We start from the raw sequence: 16,296 nt of genomic DNA on the forward strand, positions 1-16,296 counted from the left end.
TGCTCCCGCAGCACGGAGGGACCCTCCGCTCAGGGGCAAACGCGTATCGGGGTGCCGGCCATTCCCGGGCCCGGGCCCTGCCTCGGACCAGCGGTCCGGCCACCCGGCCACCCGGCTACCCGGCTACAGGACGGTGCGGTCCATCGGACGGGGCAGCGGATCCAGCGCTCCGGCGTCACGGAGGCGCACATAGGCGTCCACGACGGTCTCGATGTCCCCGGGAGGCGCGATGTCGAGGAGTACGCCCGCCCCGCGCAGTTCCTCGCGGGCCACACCCACCCCGGCGGGAGCCGGCCCCGCGCGCCCCGGGGAGAGGTAGGCGAGCCGGCCGACGCTCACATGGGAGAGCGTGTAGTCGAAGCCGGCCCGGTCCTCCAGCGCGTCGAGCAACTCGTCGTCCGTCGCATCACCGAAGTCCGGCTCCCAGATGTCCGCGATCAGCGCGAGGAGCGCGGCTTCGGGGACCTCGGCACCGTCCGGGGAGACGACCGTCAGCACGACGGCCTGGGTCACGTACTCCGACTCACCGCCGCCGCGCCCGGAGACCCCGGCCTCCCAGCCCGGCTCACCCTGGCTCGCCAGGCGCAGCCCGGCCCCGTCCGAGGTCTGCGGGGAGTCGTGGTCGGCCTGGAGCGCGGCCGCCAGCTCCGCCTCGTCGGGCCGGAGCTCCGTGGGGCGGCCGGAGGTGTGGTGCCGGGTCCAGGTCCACGGCTGTCCCGTGGGCACGGAGGAGGCTGCCGGAAGGAGCGCGGGCAGCGCGTCCAGCATTGCCTTCCAGCGTCCCGCCAGCTCCTGGGGTGTCTCCTTCCGGGGGCCCCAGAAGACCCGCACCATACGTCGCATGTCCTGCCTCCACCGTGGTGTGCCGCCGCGAGTCCGGCCGCAGTCCGCCGGGTCAGCCCGCCCGCCGACGGTACCGCCCGGGGGCCGTGCCGTAGCCGCTCGAACGCCTGGACGGAGGCGAATTCCGAGGCATATCGGCCTCGTTGGGCAACCGGACGCAGGGACCCACTCAAGCACTGGACACACATGACAACGACGCCCTGCTGAACGCCATGCGGAACCTGCGAGCGGCTGCCTACTGCGCGGAGTCCGTCAACGCCGACATCGACAGAATCCTGCGCGAAGGCGGCTACCGGGGTACCTCTCGCCGTCCTGCAACGGGGAAAGCGGCCAACTGCGATTATCCGAAGGTGCCTCTCGGCTGAACCGGCGAGCGGGCATCGTGACGGGCCTCGGGTCTCCAGGCGCCCACGACCAACGGGAAGCCCCACACGCACCGATGCCCCCGCCCTCCGGACAAGAGAGGAAGGCGGGGGCATCGAGTCACGCTTCGGTCAGCTGCCGTCGCGCAGGTCCGCGAGGCCCGTCGGGCGGAACTCGATCCGGTCGAAGGAGACCTCGCAGCCCTCACCCGTGGGCGACTGGGCGAGGAAGCCGATGGACGCGCCGGCGGCCCGGTCCGCGTCGCCCAGGGCGAAGACGCGGACGAAGGTCCACTTCTCGCCGTCGGGTGAGGCGTGGCAGGCGAAGGCGTTGCCGGTGCGGCTCAGGCGCAGCCAGTAGGTGTCGCCGTCCACGACGAAGGAGTTGACGTCGTCGGAGTGGCCGCGGGTGACGACGGTGCAGATGGTGGGGCGGTCCGGGGAGAGCTCCAGGCAGATCTTGGCCCACTCCCGGTCGCCGACGTGGAGGTAGAGGACCCCCGCGTCGAAGGCGGCGGCGAAGCCGACGCGTACCCGGGCGATCAGCTGGAAGTCGCCTGCCGGCGCGGGGCCCAGGAGGCGGGGTGCGTCGCTCTCCGTGTCGAGGGCGTCGCCGCCCGGCGGGACGAAGCGGTCCTGTCGGGCGCCCGCGCTGCCGGTGAGTACACCGTCCTCGTAGTTCCAGCCCGTGGCGGGGCCGAACGGCTCCAGGCCGAAGGGGAGTTCGGGAAGGCTCAGGGTCATGCGGGGTGTCCGTTCACGCGGCGGGGCAGGTCCTGCGGGTTGTCCTCGCGGAGCTCCGGCGGGAGCAGCGCCTCGGGGGTGGTCTGGTAGGTGACCGGGCGCAGCCAGCGCTCGATCGCGGTGGCGCCGACCGAGGTGGACGTGGAGGTGGTGGCCGGGTACGGGCCGCCGTGGTGCTGGGCGGGCGCGACGGCGACGCCGGTCGGCCAGCCGTTGACCAGGACGCGTCCGGCGAGCGGGGTGAGCGCGGCGAGGAGTCCGGCGGCGCTGCCGTCCGCCTCCTCGGTGGCGATCTGGAGGGTGGCGGTGAGGTTGCCGGGCAGCCGGGACAGGACCGCGGTGATCTCGTCCTCGGAGGTGTAGCGGGCGACGACGGTGACCGGGCCGAAGCACTCCTCCAGCAGGGCGTCGTGCGCCCCCTCGGTGGCGAGCAGGTGCGCCGGTACGGTCAGGAAGCCGGCCGCGACGGTGTGCTCGCCGCCGGCTCCGGGGGTGACAGGGAGCTCCACGCCCGGAAGTGCGGCGCGCTCGCTCACTCCGGCGAGGAAGGCGTCGCGCATGCGGTGGTCGAGGAGGACTCCGGCCTCGGTGTCGCTGACCGCTCCGGTGAGGGACTTCAGCAGCCGGTCGCCGCTCTCGCCCGCGGGGGCGAGGACGAAGCCGGGCTTGGTGCAGAACTGGCCCGCGCCCATGGTGATCGAGCCCGCGAGCCCCGCGCCGATCTGCTCGCCGCGCTCGGCGGCGGCCGCCTCGGTGATGACGACGGGGTTGAGCGAGCCGAGCTCACCGTGGAAGGGGATGGGGACCGGCCGTGCGGCCGCCGCGTCGAAGAGGGCACGGCCGCCGCGGATCGAGCCGGTGAAACCGGCGGCGCTGACGAGCGGGTGCCTGACCAGTTCGACGCCCGCCTGGAAGCCGTGCACCAGGGTGACGACGTCCTCGGGCAGCCCGTGCTGCGCCGCGGCCCTGCGCAGGAGCGAGGCGCACAGTTCGGAGGTCGCCGGGTGGTCGGGGTGCGCCTTGATCACGACCGGGCAGCCGGCCGCGAGGGCGCTGGCGGTGTCGCCGCCGGGTACGGAGAAGGCGAGCGGGAAGTTGCTGGCCGCGTAGACGGCGACGACGCCGAGCGGGATCTTGTAGCGCCGCAGGTCGGGCCACGGCGGGGTGCGGGTGGCGTCCGCGTGGTCGATGTGGATGTCGAGGTACGCACCCTCGTCGACGACCTCCGCGAACGCGCGCAACTGGGCTGCTGTGCGGGCGAGTTCCCCGGTCAGCCGGGCCGGGCCGAGCGCCGTCTCGGCGTCGGCCGCCTCGATCACGTGCTCACCGGCCCCGGCGAGCAGATCGGCCGCGGTGCGCAGGAACGCGGCGCGCACGGCGCGGTCCGCGAGGGAGGCCCGTACGGCGTGGGCGGCCCGGACCACGCGGTCGACCTCCTCCGCTGTAGCCTCCACCGCAACCTGCTCACGCGGGTTCCCGGTGCGGGGGTCGACGCTCCAGACTGGTGCTGCTGCCACCGTGTTTCCTTCCGCTCCACTGCCACACATCAGAAGTGTTCGGTATTCTGAACAGAGTTCCTGATCGTGAATATGAAGCGACTCTATTTCCGGGCGTTCGGTGTTGGCAAGAAGTCGCAGGGTTTCCCAAGTGGGCTGGAAGGGGCGTTGGGCATGTCGGTTGCCGAGTCTGGTGGGGCACAGGTCAAGTCCGCGGTACGGACGGTGGAGTTGCTGGAGTACTTCGCCGGGCGGCCGGGCATGCACTCCCTCGCCGCGGTGCAGGAGGCCGTCGGCTACCCCAAGTCCAGCCTCTACATGCTGCTGCGCACACTGGTAGAGCTCGGCTGGGTGGAGACGGACGCGACGGGGACGCGGTACGGGATCGGTGTGCGCGCGCTGCTGGTAGGCACCTCGTACATCGACGGCGACGAGGTCGTCGCGGCCGCCCGCCCGACCCTGGACCGGCTCTCCGACGACACCACGGAGACCATCCACCTCGCCCGCCTCGACGGAACGAACGTGGTCTACCTCGCCACCCGCCAGTCCCAGCACTACCTGCGCCCCTTCACCCGCGTCGGCCGCCGGCTGCCCGCGCACTCGACCTCGCTCGGGAAGGCGCTGCTGGCCACCCACAGCGACGAGCAGGTCCGCAAGATGCTGCCCGAGACGCTGCCCGCGCTGACCGAGCACACCCTGACCGACCGGGAGAAGCTCATCGAGGAGCTGCACCTGATCCGCGAGCAGGGCTACGCGGTGGACCGCGAGGAGAACACCCTGGGGCTGCGCTGCTTCGGGGTCGCGGTCCCGTACCGCACCCCGGCCCGGGACGCCATCAGCTGCTCGGTGCCGGTCGCCCGGCTCACACCGGCGCACGAGCAGATGGTCAAGGACGCGCTGTTCGACGCGCGGGACCGGCTGACCCTCGCGACCCGGCGGCTCTGACGGTGGGCGTCTCGCTGCGCGCGGTGCGGGACACCGACCTGCCGTTGTTCTTCGCCTGGATGTCCGACCCCGAGTCGGTCCGTACGGCCGCTTTCACCAGCGAGGACCCGGCCGACCGGCACGCGTTCGACGCGCACTGGGCGCGCGTCCTCGCGGATCCGTCGGTCGTGACGCGCACGGTGCTCGAGGACGGTGTGGTGGTCGGCAGCGCCGGAGCGTACGGGGCGCCGGACGACCGGCAGGTCACGTACTGGATCGACCGGGAACTCTGGGGCCGCGGCCTGGCCACGGCCGCGCTGGGCGCCCTGCTCGACGTCGTACCGGAACGCCCGCTGCACGCACGCGCCGCGGCCGACAACGCGGGATCGCGGCGGGTCCTGGAGAAGTGCGGGTTCGCCGTGACGGGCGAGGACCACGGCTATGCGCACGCGCGCGGCGAGGAGACGGACGAGCTGCTGTTCACCCTGCCCGGGTGAGGACCGCCGCCCCGTCCCACGCGGCAGGCCGGCCGGCCCGCCGCGTAATCCGCCATGACCATCGGGGCCTCGAACACCACTCCGATAACATGCTCGAATTCATGGCGATTGACCTCATCGTCCACACCGCACCGGCGAACCACGCCACTCGGCGCGACAAATGACCCATGTCGTGACGTACTCCACCAGAATCTAACAAATCGGCCAAACTCTTGATACCTATAGCATCGCGGGTGTTTTCGCGAATAACCAACGGAACCACGCCCGGTGGCCGGTGTCGGCCGAAGGCGCTGTTGTGGGCCGCGGCGGGCATGGTGGGCCTCGGATTCCTCGTCGCTCTCGAAATCGCCGCGCGTCACTACGGACTGCCGGGACCGATCGCCGCCCAGGCGCGAGAGGTGATATTCGCTCCCGCCTCGGGGTTCCTGCTGTACGCCAGCATGGGCCTGATGATGGTGGTGCTCACCTGGCGGCAGCGGTTCATCGCGATCGGGACCGCGATCGGTATCGACCTCGTCATCCTGCTGGTGCGCTGGGTGGCCGACGCGCCGGTGACCCACGGCCACCCCTTCGGCAACGGCGCGCTGTGGGTGATCCTGGGGTGCGCGGTCATCGCCGTCACCCGGCGCACCGGTGCTGAACGCCTCCTGTTGCTCAAGGGTGTCGGGCTGGGCCTGCTGCTGGTGACCGGCCGCAAGACCGGCGACACCTGGTTGCTCATCACCTCGAAGACCCGCCCGCTGGTGATCGACCAGTACGTGGCGACCGCCGACCACGCGCTGGGCAACCCGTCGTGGCTGGTGGGCCGGATGGTCAGGGCCACCGGTTCGTTCGGCGAGGTCTTCCTCGACTCCGTCTACACCCAGCTCGCGGTGGCCGCGGTCGTCGTCGCCCTGTACCAGCTGCGCAACGTGTCGGCCGAACGCCGCTTCCCGGCCCACCATCTGGTGCGCACCTTCCTGGTCATCGGCCTCCTCGGGCCGGCCATCTACATGATCTACCCGGTGGTCGGACCGGTCTTCGCCTTCGGCGCCGACGGCGGGCACTGGGCCGCGGCCAACCTGTGGCCCGACACCCTGCCGCCCCGCAGCGGCCCCCACCACATGCCGTTCGACGACTTCACCCCGCGCAACTGCATGCCCAGCCTGCACACGGCGTGGGCCACCACGATCTTCATCCACTCCCGCAAGGGCCCCCGCCTCCTGCGCTACGCGGGCACGTTCTGGCTGATCGCCACACTCGCCGCGACGCTGGGCTTCGGCTACCACTACGGCATCGACATCATCACCGGCGTGATCTTCACCATCACGATCGAGACGGCCCTGCGCTCGCTCGAACGCGGCTGGGACCGGTCCGGAATCCAGCTGGTCGCCTACGGCAGCACGGTCTTCGCCGCGATCCTGGTGGCCGCCCGCTGGCTGCCGACGCAGATGGCCGCCCACGCCTGGCTGTTCGGTCCGCTGCTCATCGGGGCGATGGTCTCGGTGATCTACGCGTACGTGCGCACCACCCGGCAGTGGGATCCGAAGCCCGCCCCGGTGCGGCAGCCGGAACTGCGGCCCGAACTGGTCTGACCCGCCGCGACGGTCCGCCACAGCGGCTCGGCGCAGCGGTCCGCCGCGAAGGCCCGGCACGCCGATCCGACACACGACGATCCGTCCCCGCCGTCCGACACACGACGATCCGTCTCCGCCGTCCGGCGGAGACGGATCGTCGCCGGGCAGGACGCGCCCCGCCCGGCCGCGCGGCAGCGTGAGTGCCATGACGCAGACACCTCTCGCACCCGCTCCCGCACCGGCCGCCGCTCCGGTCACCGACCGCCTCCGCACCGTGCTGCGCTGCGTCGCGATCGTCTCCTGCCTGCCCTACATCGTCCTCAAGGCCGCCTGGATCTCGGGCAGTCACGTCGGCATCCCGGACGGCAGCTCGCTCCTCGACCACCGCACCACGATGGCCGTCGCGAACGGCGCGTCGGTGCTGATGGACAGCGCGGTCGTGGTCATCGCCCTGCTGCTCACCCAGGCCTGGGGCCGGCGGGTGCCCGCCTGGCTGCTCGCCCTGCCGATGTGGGTGGCCACCGGTCTGCTGCTGCCGATCATGACCGGCTATCCGCTCCAGCTCCTGGTCCGGCTTCTGGGCGGGAGGACGGTCAACAAGGGTGACGTGGGCCGGCCCTTCCTGGACGAGTGGGTCTTCGGCGTCGTCTACACCGGCTTCATCATCCAGGGGCTGGCCCTCGGCACCCTGTTCGCGCTGTACGCCAAGGACCGCTGGGGCCACCTCTGGCAGGGCACGCTGCGCGAACTGCCGGACAGCCCCACCGCTCCCGTGCTGCGGGCCGCCGCCGTCGCCGCCTCGCTGATCGCGCTGGTGCCCGGCGCCCTGCACCTGCTCTGGGCCGCCGGTTCGACGGCCGGCCTCAACGAGGGCCGGATCGAGGAGCGCACCAGCGGCTCCGCGGTGCTCGAAGCGGTCTACGTCCTCTTCGTCGCCGTCACCGTCGCCGGGGTCCTGCTCCTCGCCTTCCGCCGCGACTCCGCGCTGCTGCTGCGGGTGCCGCTCGCCCTGGCCTGGGGCGGATCCGGAGCGACGGCCTGCTGGGGCGGCTGGATGAGCATCGCCTCGCTGAGCGATGTCGACGACATCGCCGATCGGCCCACGGCCACCATGGTGCTCATCTACGCTGTCCAGATGCTGGTCGGGACGCTCGTGATGACGCTGGGCGCGTACTTCCTGGCGGAGCGAGCGGCCGCGACCCGGCCGGCGAGCCCCCGGGCGTGACGCCCCTGCTCGGCCGACGGGCCCGGCAGCGCTGGCTGCACCTGATCATCGGCGGCGCCCTTCTGATGCCGTACTTCCTCGTCGGCACGGTGATCGTCGGCCTGTACCGTCCGGACGTCAACGTCTTCAACTCACCGGTCAACCAGCTGATCGCGTTCGCCTACGCCCTGCCGATGGCCGCGGTCACCGCGCTCGTCCCGCTCGCCCGGCCGCTCTCGGTGGCCGTCGCCCGCGCGCTGTGCGGGCTGCCGCCGGACCGGCCGCTCGCGGACGGGCCGGCCAGGACCCGGCAGGCCAGGGTCCGTTCGGCGGCCTGGTTCACCCTCCATGTGGGGCTCGGCGGTGTCATCAGCGGGATGACGCTGGCACTGGTGCCGTTCGCCGTGGGTGTCATGGGGCTGTCGTTCTTCGCAGGACTGCGGGAACCCCTGTCGATGTATCTGCCGGAGGGCCTGGACCGGACCTGGGTCCTGGCCCTGGCGCCCTTCGCCGGGATCGCGATGCTCGTGGCCCTGACCGGATGCGCGGCGGCGGCCGGGGCACTGCTGGCGAACCGGGCGCCGGTCCTGCTGGGCCCGACCCCGGACGACCGGCTGGCCGCCGCCGAACGCCGTGCGGCCGAACTGGCGGTCCGTAACCGGCTGGCCCGCGAACTGCACGACTCGGTCGGCCACGCGCTCAGCGCCGTCACCCTCCAGGCGGGCGCGGCCCGCAGGGTTCTGGACAGCGACCCGGAGTTCGTCCGGGCCGCGCTGACCGCGATCGAGGAGACGACCCGGCGTACCGTCGGCGAGCTCGACACCGTGCTGGGGCTGCTGCGCCGGGACGGCAACGGGGCCGGGGACGGGGCGCCGGACCAGCCGTCCGGCCCGGGGCTCGACGCGCTGGACGGTTTGCTGGCGCACTGCGGGCTGCCCGTCGCGTACGTCGCCGGCGGCGATCCGGACGGCGTCCCGGGGACGGTGTCCCGCGAGGCGTACCGGATCGTGCAGGAAGGGCTGAGCAACGCGCTGCGGCACGGCGGGCGCGGTGGACCGGTGCGCCTGCGGATCACGGTGCACGCCGCCGGGGAACTGGAGATCGTCCTGGCCAGTCCGCTGCCCGAACGGCCGGCGGCGGTACGCCCCGGAGGCGGCCGCGGGCTGCGCGGCATCGCCGAGCGGGCCGTCCTGCTCGGCGGCCGTACCGAGGCCGGCGAACACGACGGCCACTGGCGGCTCACCGCCCTCCTCCCCCTCCACACCCCCGCACAGGAGCAGCGATGAGCACACCGGTCCGGATCGTCCTCGCCGACGACGAACGCATGGTCCGCACCGCCCTGCGGGCCATCCTGGACGCGGAGACCGGCCTGGAGGTCGTCGGCGAGGCCTCGACGGGTGCCGAGGCCGTCTCCGTGGTGCGCGAACTGCGGCCCGATGTGGTGCTGATGGATGTGCGGATGCCGGAGATCGACGGGATCCGGGCGACGGAGCAGATCCTGGCCACGCTCGACCCCGCCCCGCGCGTCGTCGTCGTCACCACCTTCGAGAACGACGCCTATGTGTACGACGCGCTGCGTGTCGGGGCGGCGGGCTTCCTGCTCAAGCGGGCGGCGGCCGAGGACCTGGTGCAGGCGGTACGGCTGGTCGCCCGCAGCGACTCCCTGCTCTTCCCCTCCGCGGTACGGGGGCTGGCGGCCGCGTACGGGAAACGGCAGCCGGCCGCCGCTCCGCCGTGGGTGGCCAGGCTCACCGACCGGGAGGCGGACGTGCTCCGGCTGATGGCGAGCGGGCTCACCAACGCGGAGATCGCCGGCCGGCTGCGGGTGGGCCCGGCGACGGCGAAGAGCCACGTGGCGGCCGTCCTCGCGAAGACCGGTGCCCGGGACCGCACGCAGGCGGTCATCGCGGCGTACGAGTCGGGGTTCATCACGCCCCGCTGACCCGGCTGCCAGGACTTGTCCGCAGAGCCATGGTCACCCCTCGGCCGCCTACGACTCCGGCTCCCGTGACTTCGCGGACACGACCTGGCCGCTTTCATGAGGAATGGGTGAGAAGCGGCACAACCGGGAACGGAGCGCGGCGTCCCGCTCGTCCCTCCAGCGGGATGAACAAGACGATCAGGCGCGCCTCGGTCTTCTCCCTGCTGCTGGTCCTCGCCCTCCTGGGGCGGGCGACCTGGGTGCAGGCGTACCAGGCCCGGGCGCTCGCAGACGACGACCACAACCGGCGGAAGACCATCGCGCAGTACGCGCAGCCGCTCGGCGACATCATCGTGGCCGGCTCCCCGGTCACCGGATCGAAGAGGACGGAGGGTGGTGATCTCGCGTACAAACGCACCTACAAGGGCGGCGATCTGTACTCGGCCGTCACCGGTTACGGCTCACAGGCCTACGGTTCCACCCAGCTCGAAGGGATCTACAGCGAGGTGCTGGACGGCACCGACACCCGGCTGAAGAATCCGCTGGACGCGCTGACCGGCAAGCGGAGCGCACCCGGCAACGTGCTGACGACGATCGACCCGGCGGTGCAGAAGGCGGCGTCCGAGGCGCTCGGCGACGACAAGGGCGCCGCCGTCGCGATCGACCCGAAGAGCGGGCAGATCCTCGGGATGGTCTCCTCCCCGTCCTACGACCCGTCCACCATCAGCGGGACGACGGACGGCGACGCCTGGCAGAAGCTGCTCGCCGACCCGGACAAGCCGCTGGTCAACCGCGCACTGCGGCAGCCGCTGGCGCCGGGTTCGACGTTCAAGCTGGTGGTGGCCGCGGCCGCGCTGGAGAACGGGCTGTACGGCTCGGTCGACGAGCCGACGAAGAGCCCCGTCCCGTACACGCTGCCCGGTACCAGCACCGTCCTGAAGAACGAGAGCGCCACTGCCCCCTGCGAGAACGCGACCCTGCGCGTGGCGTTGCAGTACTCCTGCAACAACGTCTTCGGCAAGGTCGCCGCCGATCTCGGCCAGGACAAGGTACGGGCGATGGCGGAGAAGTTCGGGTTCAACACCGGGAAGCTCGATGTGCCGGTCCGGGCCTCGAAGAGCGTCTACCCGTCCGGGATGGACAAGGCGCAGACGGCGCTGAGCGGTATCGGCCAGTTCGAGGTCACCGCCACGCCGCTCCAGATCGCCATGGTCTCCGCGGCCCTGGCCAACGGCGGCGAGCTGGCCGCACCGCACATGGTCTCCAAGGTGACGGACGCGGACGGCGGCACGCTGGAGGACTTCGAGGACGGTGACATGAAGCGGATCGTCTCCTCGTCCACGGCCAGCCAGCTGCGCAGCGCGATGGTGACCGTGGTGGAGGAAGGCACCGGCACCAACGCCCGGATCGACGGGGCCGAGGTGGGCGGCAAGACGGGCACCGCGGAGAACGGGGTGGACAACAGCAACACCCCGTACGCCTGGTTCACCTCGTACGCGAAGGACGACAGCGACGGCCAGGAGGTCGCGGTCGCCGTGATCGTGGAGGACTCGGGCTCGGCGGCCTCGGAGGTCAGCGGCAACGGCCTCGCGGCCCCGATCGCCCAGAAGATGATGAAAGCCGCGCTCCAGCGGTAAGCGGGACATGAGAGACGTCCCGGCACCCCGATTCGGGTGCCGGGACGTCTCTCATGTCCCGGGCCTCTTCAGGTTTTCGCCCGGTTACGTCTTACTTGGTTACGCACCCACGTCGAAGCGCTTCCGTGACGCGCTGGTACGCTCTCGCCCCGCCCGCCCGCTGCGGGCGGCGGGTGGGAACGTACACAGTCCGACCGTGCGGGCACCGGGATTCGAGCGCTGAGATGAGGTAGCTGTGGGCACATCCATCGACCACGCCGATGCCGCTGCCGCCGAGTTCCATGAGTTCTTCGAGGCCCATTACGCCGAACTCGCGCGGCTGGCGCATCTGCTGACCGGCGAGGCCGATGCCGCCGACGATCTGGCGGCAGACGCCCTGCTGGCGCTCTGGCACCGCTGGGACCGGGTCAGGGACGCCGACCATCCGGTGGCGTACGCGCGCGGCGTCGTCGCCAACATGGCGCGGACCCGGATCCGCACGGCGGTACGCGAGCGACGGCGGATCGCGCTGTTCTGGGCCCCGCGCGGCGGCGGGGACGCGGTCGACGATCCGGACGTGTCGGCGGTCGTGGACGTCCAGGGGGCCCTGCGCAGGCTGCCGTTCCGCAAGCGCGCGTGCGTGGTGCTGCGGCATGCCTTCGACCTCTCGGAGCGGGACACCTCGCTGGTGCTCGGGATCTCGGTGGGTACGGTGAAGAGCCAGACCTCACGGGCCGTCGCGGAACTGCAGCGGCTGCTGGGCCCGGAGACGCCCGGCGCCTCGCATGTGCAGGCGGCCGTGGCGGCGCAGCGCAGCGGAGGAGACCGGTGAAGGACGAGGAGCTGTCCGTGCGGCTGCGGGAGGCCGCCGAGGCGCACCGCCCCGACCGGGAGCGGATGCTGGCCCGGGTGGAGCGGGGCATGGCCGAGGGCCGTCCGCCGGCCCGGGTGGTGCGCCCCCGGCGTGCGGCGGCTCCATGGCTGCGGGTCGCGGGGGCGACGGCCGCGGTCTGCGGGGTGCTGGCGTTCGGCGCGGTGGCCGTCACGTCCGCCGGTGAGGGCGGATCGCACGGGGAGCATGTCGCGGCGCCCGCGGCGTCCTCCCCCGCGCCGTCCGTGACCCCGCCGGCGGGCCTCGGTTCGCTGCGCACCGAGGACGGGCCGCTGTGGGCGGACGGTGCCGTGGACCCGCACTCCAACGCGTACTGGGCCCAGAGCGAGGTGACACTGCGGACGTCCGAGCCGCTCACCTCGCTCACCGTGGAGCTGCGGATCGCTCTCACCGGCGGGGTGAACAGCACCGGTTCCTGGCGCTCGCTGCCGGCGAAGGACTTCACCGTGTCCGTGAGCGAGGACGGCGGCCATCTCGTCTACCGGTGGGCGCTGCGGGCGGGCCGGACCGTGCCCGCCGGTACCCACACGTTCGCGGGGCAGTACAACCACGCGGAGGGCGACCGGGACGCGGCGGGCGACTACCTGACGGCGCACGCGGTCCGCGCCGACGGTGAACGGGCCTCGGTGGGCGACTACTTCGGGCCGGACCACTGACCGGCCGGCCCGGACGGAAAGAAGACGGCTGAACCCGGCAACCCTTGTCCCCAGCGGTGGCGACCAAGAAGCGCAACGCTCCCCCCACCACCGAGGAACGGGACACCGACATGAAGAATCGAGCCGCACCGCACGGCAGTCACGCGCGACGCACCGGCCGCCGCCGCATGATCGCCGCTTCGACCACCGCGCTGGCGCTCACCGGCGCCGCGCTCACCACCGGCCTGCTGGTCCAGTCTGCCGGAGCGGCCCCCGCCGCCGCGGCCGCCGCGTGGCCGACGCCATCGGGTTCGCAGGCCGTCTCGGCGACCATCAAGGTCTCGGGGACGTACGACGGCAAACTGAAGCGCTTCTACGGAAGCGGGGACCTGGGCGACGGCGGTCAGGACGAGGGTCAGGACCCGATCTTCGAACTGGCCGACGGGGCGGTCCTGAAGAACGTCGTCGTCGGTTCGCCGGCCGCCGACGGCATCCACTGCAAGGGCAGCTGCACGATCCAGAACGTCTGGTGGGAGGACGTCGGCGAGGACGCGGCGTCCTTCAAGGGCACCTCGTCGGGCGCCACGTACAAGGTGACCGGCGGCGGCGCCAGGAAGGCCGACGACAAGGTCTTCCAGTTCAACGGCGCGGGCACGCTGAGCATCAGCGGCTTCCAGGTCTCCGACTTCGGCAAGCTCGTGCGCTCCTGCGGCAACTGCTCCAAGCAGTACAAGCGCACGATCGCGGTCAGCGATGTCGATGTGACGGCGCCCGGCAAGGCCCTGGTCGGGATCAACACCAACTACGGCGACACCGCGACGCTGAAGTCGGTCCGGATCCACGGCGACAGCAGCAAGAAAATCAAGCCGTGCGTGCGCTACACGGGCAACGACGACGGTGACGAGCCGACGGAGACCGGCAGCGGGCCGGACGGCACGTACTGCAAGTACAGCAGCTCGGACATCAGTTACGGCTGAGCGACGGTGACGGGAGCCCCGCCGGACCGGTCCGGCGGGGCTCCCGTCACGCGGTGGCGCGTTCTACCGGTACGGACGCCAGTCGCCGAGCCAGGCGGCCGGGGTGTGCAGGCGTGCCTCGGCCGCGGTCAGCCGGGGGCGGTTGGCGGGCACGGTGACGCGCGCGCCGGGGCCCGTGTTGCGGTACTCGGCGAACCGCTGCTCCTGCCACGGGAAGCCCGAGGACATGGTCCCGTACGGCTCGTCCGTGTCGATCCCGGCGCCGAGGTGGCTGTCGCGCACGGTCAGCATCGGGTGTGCGGTGAGGTCGGAGGAGGGCACCCAGGGGCGGGCCAGTTTGAAGTACCCGTCCGGCGCGGTGCTGGTGATGCGGGAGCGCTGCACCAGGTAGCCGTGCGGGTTGGCGCCGGCGGTGCTGGGTGCGAAGACGAAGCCGTACGGCGCTGTCGCCAGGTCGGTGCGGGCCAGGGTGCGGAAGTGGCAGCGGTCCAGGACGGCGGTGGCGCGGCCGAAGACGAAGTCGACGTCGCCCTCGACGTAGCAGTCGCGGTAGTACTGGCGGGCGAACTCGGTGAGGGCGAGCGAGTCGGCGTACAGGGTGTCCTGGTGTCCCAGGAAGCGGCAGCCGTAGAACGCCGAGCGGTCGCCCTGCACCTTGATGGCGACGGCCTGGGTGCCGGTGTATTCGGGGTGGTCGGCGCGCAGCCAGTCGTTGGCGAAGGTCAGGCCGTGGGCGGTGAGTCCGGCGGGCCGTGCGGTGACGGTGGCGGAGCCGCTGGTGCCGTAGGTTCCCGAACCGTCGGGCCGGGGGGTGCCGTTGGCGTTGGCGTACACGATGACGGTGTCGTGCGGGTCGTCGCTCGCGCCGATGAGGGTGAGGCCGGTCCGGTCGGCGGGGATGTCGACGGTCTCGCGGTAGGTGCCCGGGGCGATCACCAGGGTGCGGCCGGTGCCGGTCGCGGCGTCCACGGCGGCCTGGACGGCGGTGTGGTCGCCCCGGCCGCGTGCGTCGACGTACAGCGTGGCGGCGTCGAGGCGGCGGGCCGGTGACCCGTAGCGTCCGAAGGGGCGGGCGCCGGGCCGGCCGTGGGCGTGTGCGGTGGGGGCCGCGCCGAGGGCGAGGGCGGCGCTGCCGCCCGCGAGCAGGGCCAGGGCACTGCGTCTGCTGGGCATGGCGGTACTTCCTTAATCCTTGCGCGGGTGTGCGGCGGGCCGGACGGGCCCCGCCGGCGCCGGTGAGGGCGCCTGCGGGGACCGTCCGGTGCGGGGCTGTCGGTGGTCAGGCGCCGGGAATCCGGCCGGCGCCCGCCTTGAGGCCGACGATCAGCGGCACCAGCAGCGGGTGGTCGACCCTGGTGCGCAGGGTCGGCGTCCATCCGGCGCCCGCGGTGAGCTGCTCGGCGGGAACGCCCGCGTTGTGGACGGCGATGAGGTCCGTCCGGCGGCCGTTGACGTAGTTGTCCGCGGCGGTGACCGTGGACTCGGACCACTTCTTCAGGATCTTCGCCTTGTCGAACTCACCGCTGAGGCTGAACGCGTTGTGCTCGGCGACGAGCTGCGACTTGGCGCCGATGCCGTACGTGTAGCCGTAGACGCTGCCCTTGGACGCGACGAAGTGGTTGTTGTACGAGTCGACCTGTCCGAAGCGGACACGGGGAGCGCGCTCGTTCACGTCCTTGAAGAGGTTGTGGTGCAGGGTGACCCGGAGCTTGCCGCTGTCGGTCGCGCCGGCACCGTCGCTGTTGCCGATGAGCATCGTCTTGTCGTGGTCCTTGAGGACGTTGTACGAGACGGTGACGAGGTCGGCGCCCTTGACGATGTCGAACAGTCCGTCGTGCTGCTGGTACAGCTCGTCGAAGTAGCGCGGCTGGTCGGCGTCGGAGCGGTCCCCGTCGCTGAAGGTGTTGTGGTCGACCCAGACGTGGTCGGAGCCGTAGACGACGAGGTTGTCGTACTCGGAGTTCCAGTGGCCGGTCTCGCCGTCCGTGGGGTCCCACTGGGGGAAGCAGTCGTAGGTGTCCTCGAACGAGATGTTCCGGACGATGACGTTGGAGACGTTCTGGATCTGGAGGCTGGCGCCGATGACCGTCGCGTCCTTGCCGACGCCGACGAGTGTGGTGTTGGACGGGACGTAGACGTTCACGGCGGCCTTCTGCAGCTTGGCCGAGGCCAGGCGGGCGTCCTCCAGGGGGCCCGAGGGAACCTCGGCGCGGCCCCAGGTGGCCGGGTCGTAGGCGGCGAGGTACTTGTCCAGGGAGTAGCCGTCGGTCTGGTACGCGTCGCAGTCGATCGGGGTGCCCGCGGCGTCGGAGTTCCCGTGGACGGTGCCGTCGATCCTGATGATCTTCGGGGCGTCGCCCGCGTCCTCGAAGGCTGCGATGAGTTCGGCCCGGTTGCTCACGGTGTAGATGTGGTCGGGGGTGGCGTCGGCGCCGCCGGTGGTGGAACCGTCGGCGGCGGCCCAGCCGTCGCCCTGGGCGAGGACGGCGCGGTCGATGCCCTGGTGGCGGTCGGGCCCGCCCGGGTGCCCGGTGGCCTGGGCGGGGACGGACACGGCGAGCGCCAGGGAGGCGCAGCCCATCACCAGGGCAATGGCGCGGGCATGACAGATGCGTGCGGGCATGGCGGA

15 protein-coding genes are annotated in these 16,296 nt (G+C 72.0%); 10 read left to right on the forward strand and 5 right to left on the reverse strand.

Features of this window, described 5'->3' with window-relative positions:
- Window positions 1–123: 123 nt before the first annotated feature.
- The 3 genes from JGS39_RS14415 to JGS39_RS14425 all read right to left on the reverse strand — a co-directional run bounded on the left by JGS39_RS14415 (window position 124) and on the right by JGS39_RS14425 (window position 3,466).
- Window positions 124–843 (reverse strand): Imm52 family immunity protein, encoded by a 720-nt coding sequence (locus JGS39_RS14415; protein ID WP_219569416.1) that lies wholly within the window; start codon window positions 841–843, stop codon window positions 124–126.
- A 494-nt stretch (window positions 844–1,337) separates the two neighbouring features.
- On the reverse strand, window positions 1,338–1,949 hold the full coding sequence (locus tag JGS39_RS14420; RefSeq protein WP_219569417.1) for a DUF1349 domain-containing protein: 612 nt from the start codon (window positions 1,947–1,949) through the stop codon (window positions 1,338–1,340).
- Window positions 1,946–3,466 carry an aldehyde dehydrogenase (NADP(+)) gene (locus JGS39_RS14425; RefSeq protein WP_219569418.1) on the reverse strand — a complete coding sequence of 507 codons (1,521 nt, stop codon included), beginning with the start codon at window positions 3,464–3,466 and terminating at the stop codon, window positions 1,946–1,948. The genes JGS39_RS14420 and JGS39_RS14425 overlap by 4 nt, the downstream gene beginning before the upstream one ends.
- A gap of 153 nt (window positions 3,467–3,619) precedes the next feature.
- Between JGS39_RS14425 and JGS39_RS14430 the strand changes: the two genes are divergently transcribed.
- The 10 genes from JGS39_RS14430 to JGS39_RS14475 all read left to right on the forward strand — a co-directional run bounded on the left by JGS39_RS14430 (window position 3,620) and on the right by JGS39_RS14475 (window position 13,667).
- On the forward strand, window positions 3,620–4,390 hold the full coding sequence (locus JGS39_RS14430; protein WP_219569419.1) for an IclR family transcriptional regulator: 771 nt from the start codon (window positions 3,620–3,622) through the stop codon (window positions 4,388–4,390).
- Window positions 4,391–4,392: 2 nt separating this feature from the next.
- The gene (locus JGS39_RS14435; RefSeq protein ID WP_219569420.1) at window positions 4,393–4,866 is read left to right on the forward strand and encodes a GNAT family N-acetyltransferase; all 474 of its coding nucleotides are present in this window, start codon (window positions 4,393–4,395) and stop codon (window positions 4,864–4,866) included.
- 290 nt (window positions 4,867–5,156) lie between these two features.
- Window positions 5,157–6,440: a phosphatase PAP2 family protein gene (locus JGS39_RS14440; RefSeq protein WP_219569439.1), complete on the forward strand. Its 1,284-nt coding sequence runs from the start codon at window positions 5,157–5,159 to the stop codon at window positions 6,438–6,440.
- A 187-nt stretch (window positions 6,441–6,627) separates the two neighbouring features.
- On the forward strand, window positions 6,628–7,647 hold the full coding sequence (locus tag JGS39_RS14445) for a hypothetical protein (RefSeq protein ID WP_219569421.1): 1,020 nt from the start codon (window positions 6,628–6,630) through the stop codon (window positions 7,645–7,647).
- Window positions 7,644–8,912, forward strand: a complete 1,269-nt coding sequence (locus JGS39_RS14450) for a sensor histidine kinase (protein WP_308120414.1) — start codon at window positions 7,644–7,646, stop codon at window positions 8,910–8,912. The genes JGS39_RS14445 and JGS39_RS14450 overlap by 4 nt, the downstream gene beginning before the upstream one ends.
- Complete coding sequence (locus JGS39_RS14455; RefSeq protein WP_219569422.1) at window positions 8,909–9,568, forward strand: response regulator transcription factor; 660 nt, start codon at window positions 8,909–8,911, stop codon at window positions 9,566–9,568. Before JGS39_RS14450 ends, JGS39_RS14455 begins: the two co-directional genes overlap by 4 nt.
- A gap of 164 nt (window positions 9,569–9,732) precedes the next feature.
- On the forward strand, window positions 9,733–11,184 hold the full coding sequence (locus tag JGS39_RS14460) for a peptidoglycan D,D-transpeptidase FtsI family protein (protein WP_219569423.1): 1,452 nt from the start codon (window positions 9,733–9,735) through the stop codon (window positions 11,182–11,184).
- 235 nt (window positions 11,185–11,419) lie between these two features.
- Window positions 11,420–11,995 carry a SigE family RNA polymerase sigma factor gene (locus tag JGS39_RS14465; protein ID WP_219569424.1) on the forward strand — a complete coding sequence of 192 codons (576 nt, stop codon included), beginning with the start codon at window positions 11,420–11,422 and terminating at the stop codon, window positions 11,993–11,995.
- Window positions 11,992–12,711 (forward strand): hypothetical protein, encoded by a 720-nt coding sequence (locus tag JGS39_RS14470; protein ID WP_219569425.1) that lies wholly within the window; start codon window positions 11,992–11,994, stop codon window positions 12,709–12,711. The genes JGS39_RS14465 and JGS39_RS14470 overlap by 4 nt, the downstream gene beginning before the upstream one ends.
- A gap of 110 nt (window positions 12,712–12,821) precedes the next feature.
- The gene (locus JGS39_RS14475; protein WP_219569426.1) at window positions 12,822–13,667 is read left to right on the forward strand and encodes a pectate lyase; all 846 of its coding nucleotides are present in this window, start codon (window positions 12,822–12,824) and stop codon (window positions 13,665–13,667) included.
- Window positions 13,668–13,730: 63 nt separating this feature from the next.
- On the opposite strand, the gene JGS39_RS14480 is transcribed toward JGS39_RS14475, so the two are convergent.
- Entirely contained in the window at window positions 13,731–14,840 is a 1,110-nt protein-coding gene (locus tag JGS39_RS14480) for a pectinesterase family protein (protein WP_219569427.1), read from the reverse strand.
- Between the two features lie 106 nt (window positions 14,841–14,946).
- Window positions 14,947–16,290 carry a pectate lyase family protein gene (locus JGS39_RS14485; RefSeq protein WP_219569428.1) on the reverse strand — a complete coding sequence of 448 codons (1,344 nt, stop codon included), beginning with the start codon at window positions 16,288–16,290 and terminating at the stop codon, window positions 14,947–14,949.
- Between the last annotated feature and the right edge of the window lie 6 nt (window positions 16,291–16,296).

It is taken from the genome of Streptomyces poriferorum, assembly GCF_019399235.1.
GTDB lineage: Bacteria > Actinomycetota > Actinomycetes > Streptomycetales > Streptomycetaceae > Streptomyces > Streptomyces poriferorum.

What these genes read in the sequence shown, in the direction of transcription:
- JGS39_RS14460 (WP_219569423.1), top strand. Translation starts at nt 9,733, where the DNA reads ATGAACAAGACGATCAGGCGCGCCTCGGTCTTCTCCCTGCTGCTGGTC.
- JGS39_RS14445 (WP_219569421.1), top strand. Translation starts at nt 6,628, where the DNA reads ATGACGCAGACACCTCTCGCACCCGCTCCCGCACCGGCCGCCGCTCCG.
- JGS39_RS14455 (WP_219569422.1), top strand. Translation starts at nt 8,909, where the DNA reads ATGAGCACACCGGTCCGGATCGTCCTCGCCGACGACGAACGCATGGTC.
- JGS39_RS14480 (WP_219569427.1), bottom strand. Translation starts at nt 14,840, where the DNA reads ATGCCCAGCAGACGCAGTGCCCTGGCCCTGCTCGCGGGCGGCAGCGCC.
- JGS39_RS14420 (WP_219569417.1), bottom strand. Translation starts at nt 1,949, where the DNA reads ATGACCCTGAGCCTTCCCGAACTCCCCTTCGGCCTGGAGCCGTTCGGC.
- JGS39_RS14475 (WP_219569426.1), top strand. Translation starts at nt 12,822, where the DNA reads ATGAAGAATCGAGCCGCACCGCACGGCAGTCACGCGCGACGCACCGGC.
- JGS39_RS14415 (WP_219569416.1), bottom strand. Translation starts at nt 843, where the DNA reads ATGCGACGTATGGTGCGGGTCTTCTGGGGCCCCCGGAAGGAGACACCC.
- JGS39_RS14430 (WP_219569419.1), top strand. Translation starts at nt 3,620, where the DNA reads ATGTCGGTTGCCGAGTCTGGTGGGGCACAGGTCAAGTCCGCGGTACGG.
- JGS39_RS14485 (WP_219569428.1), bottom strand. Translation starts at nt 16,290, where the DNA reads ATGCCCGCACGCATCTGTCATGCCCGCGCCATTGCCCTGGTGATGGGC.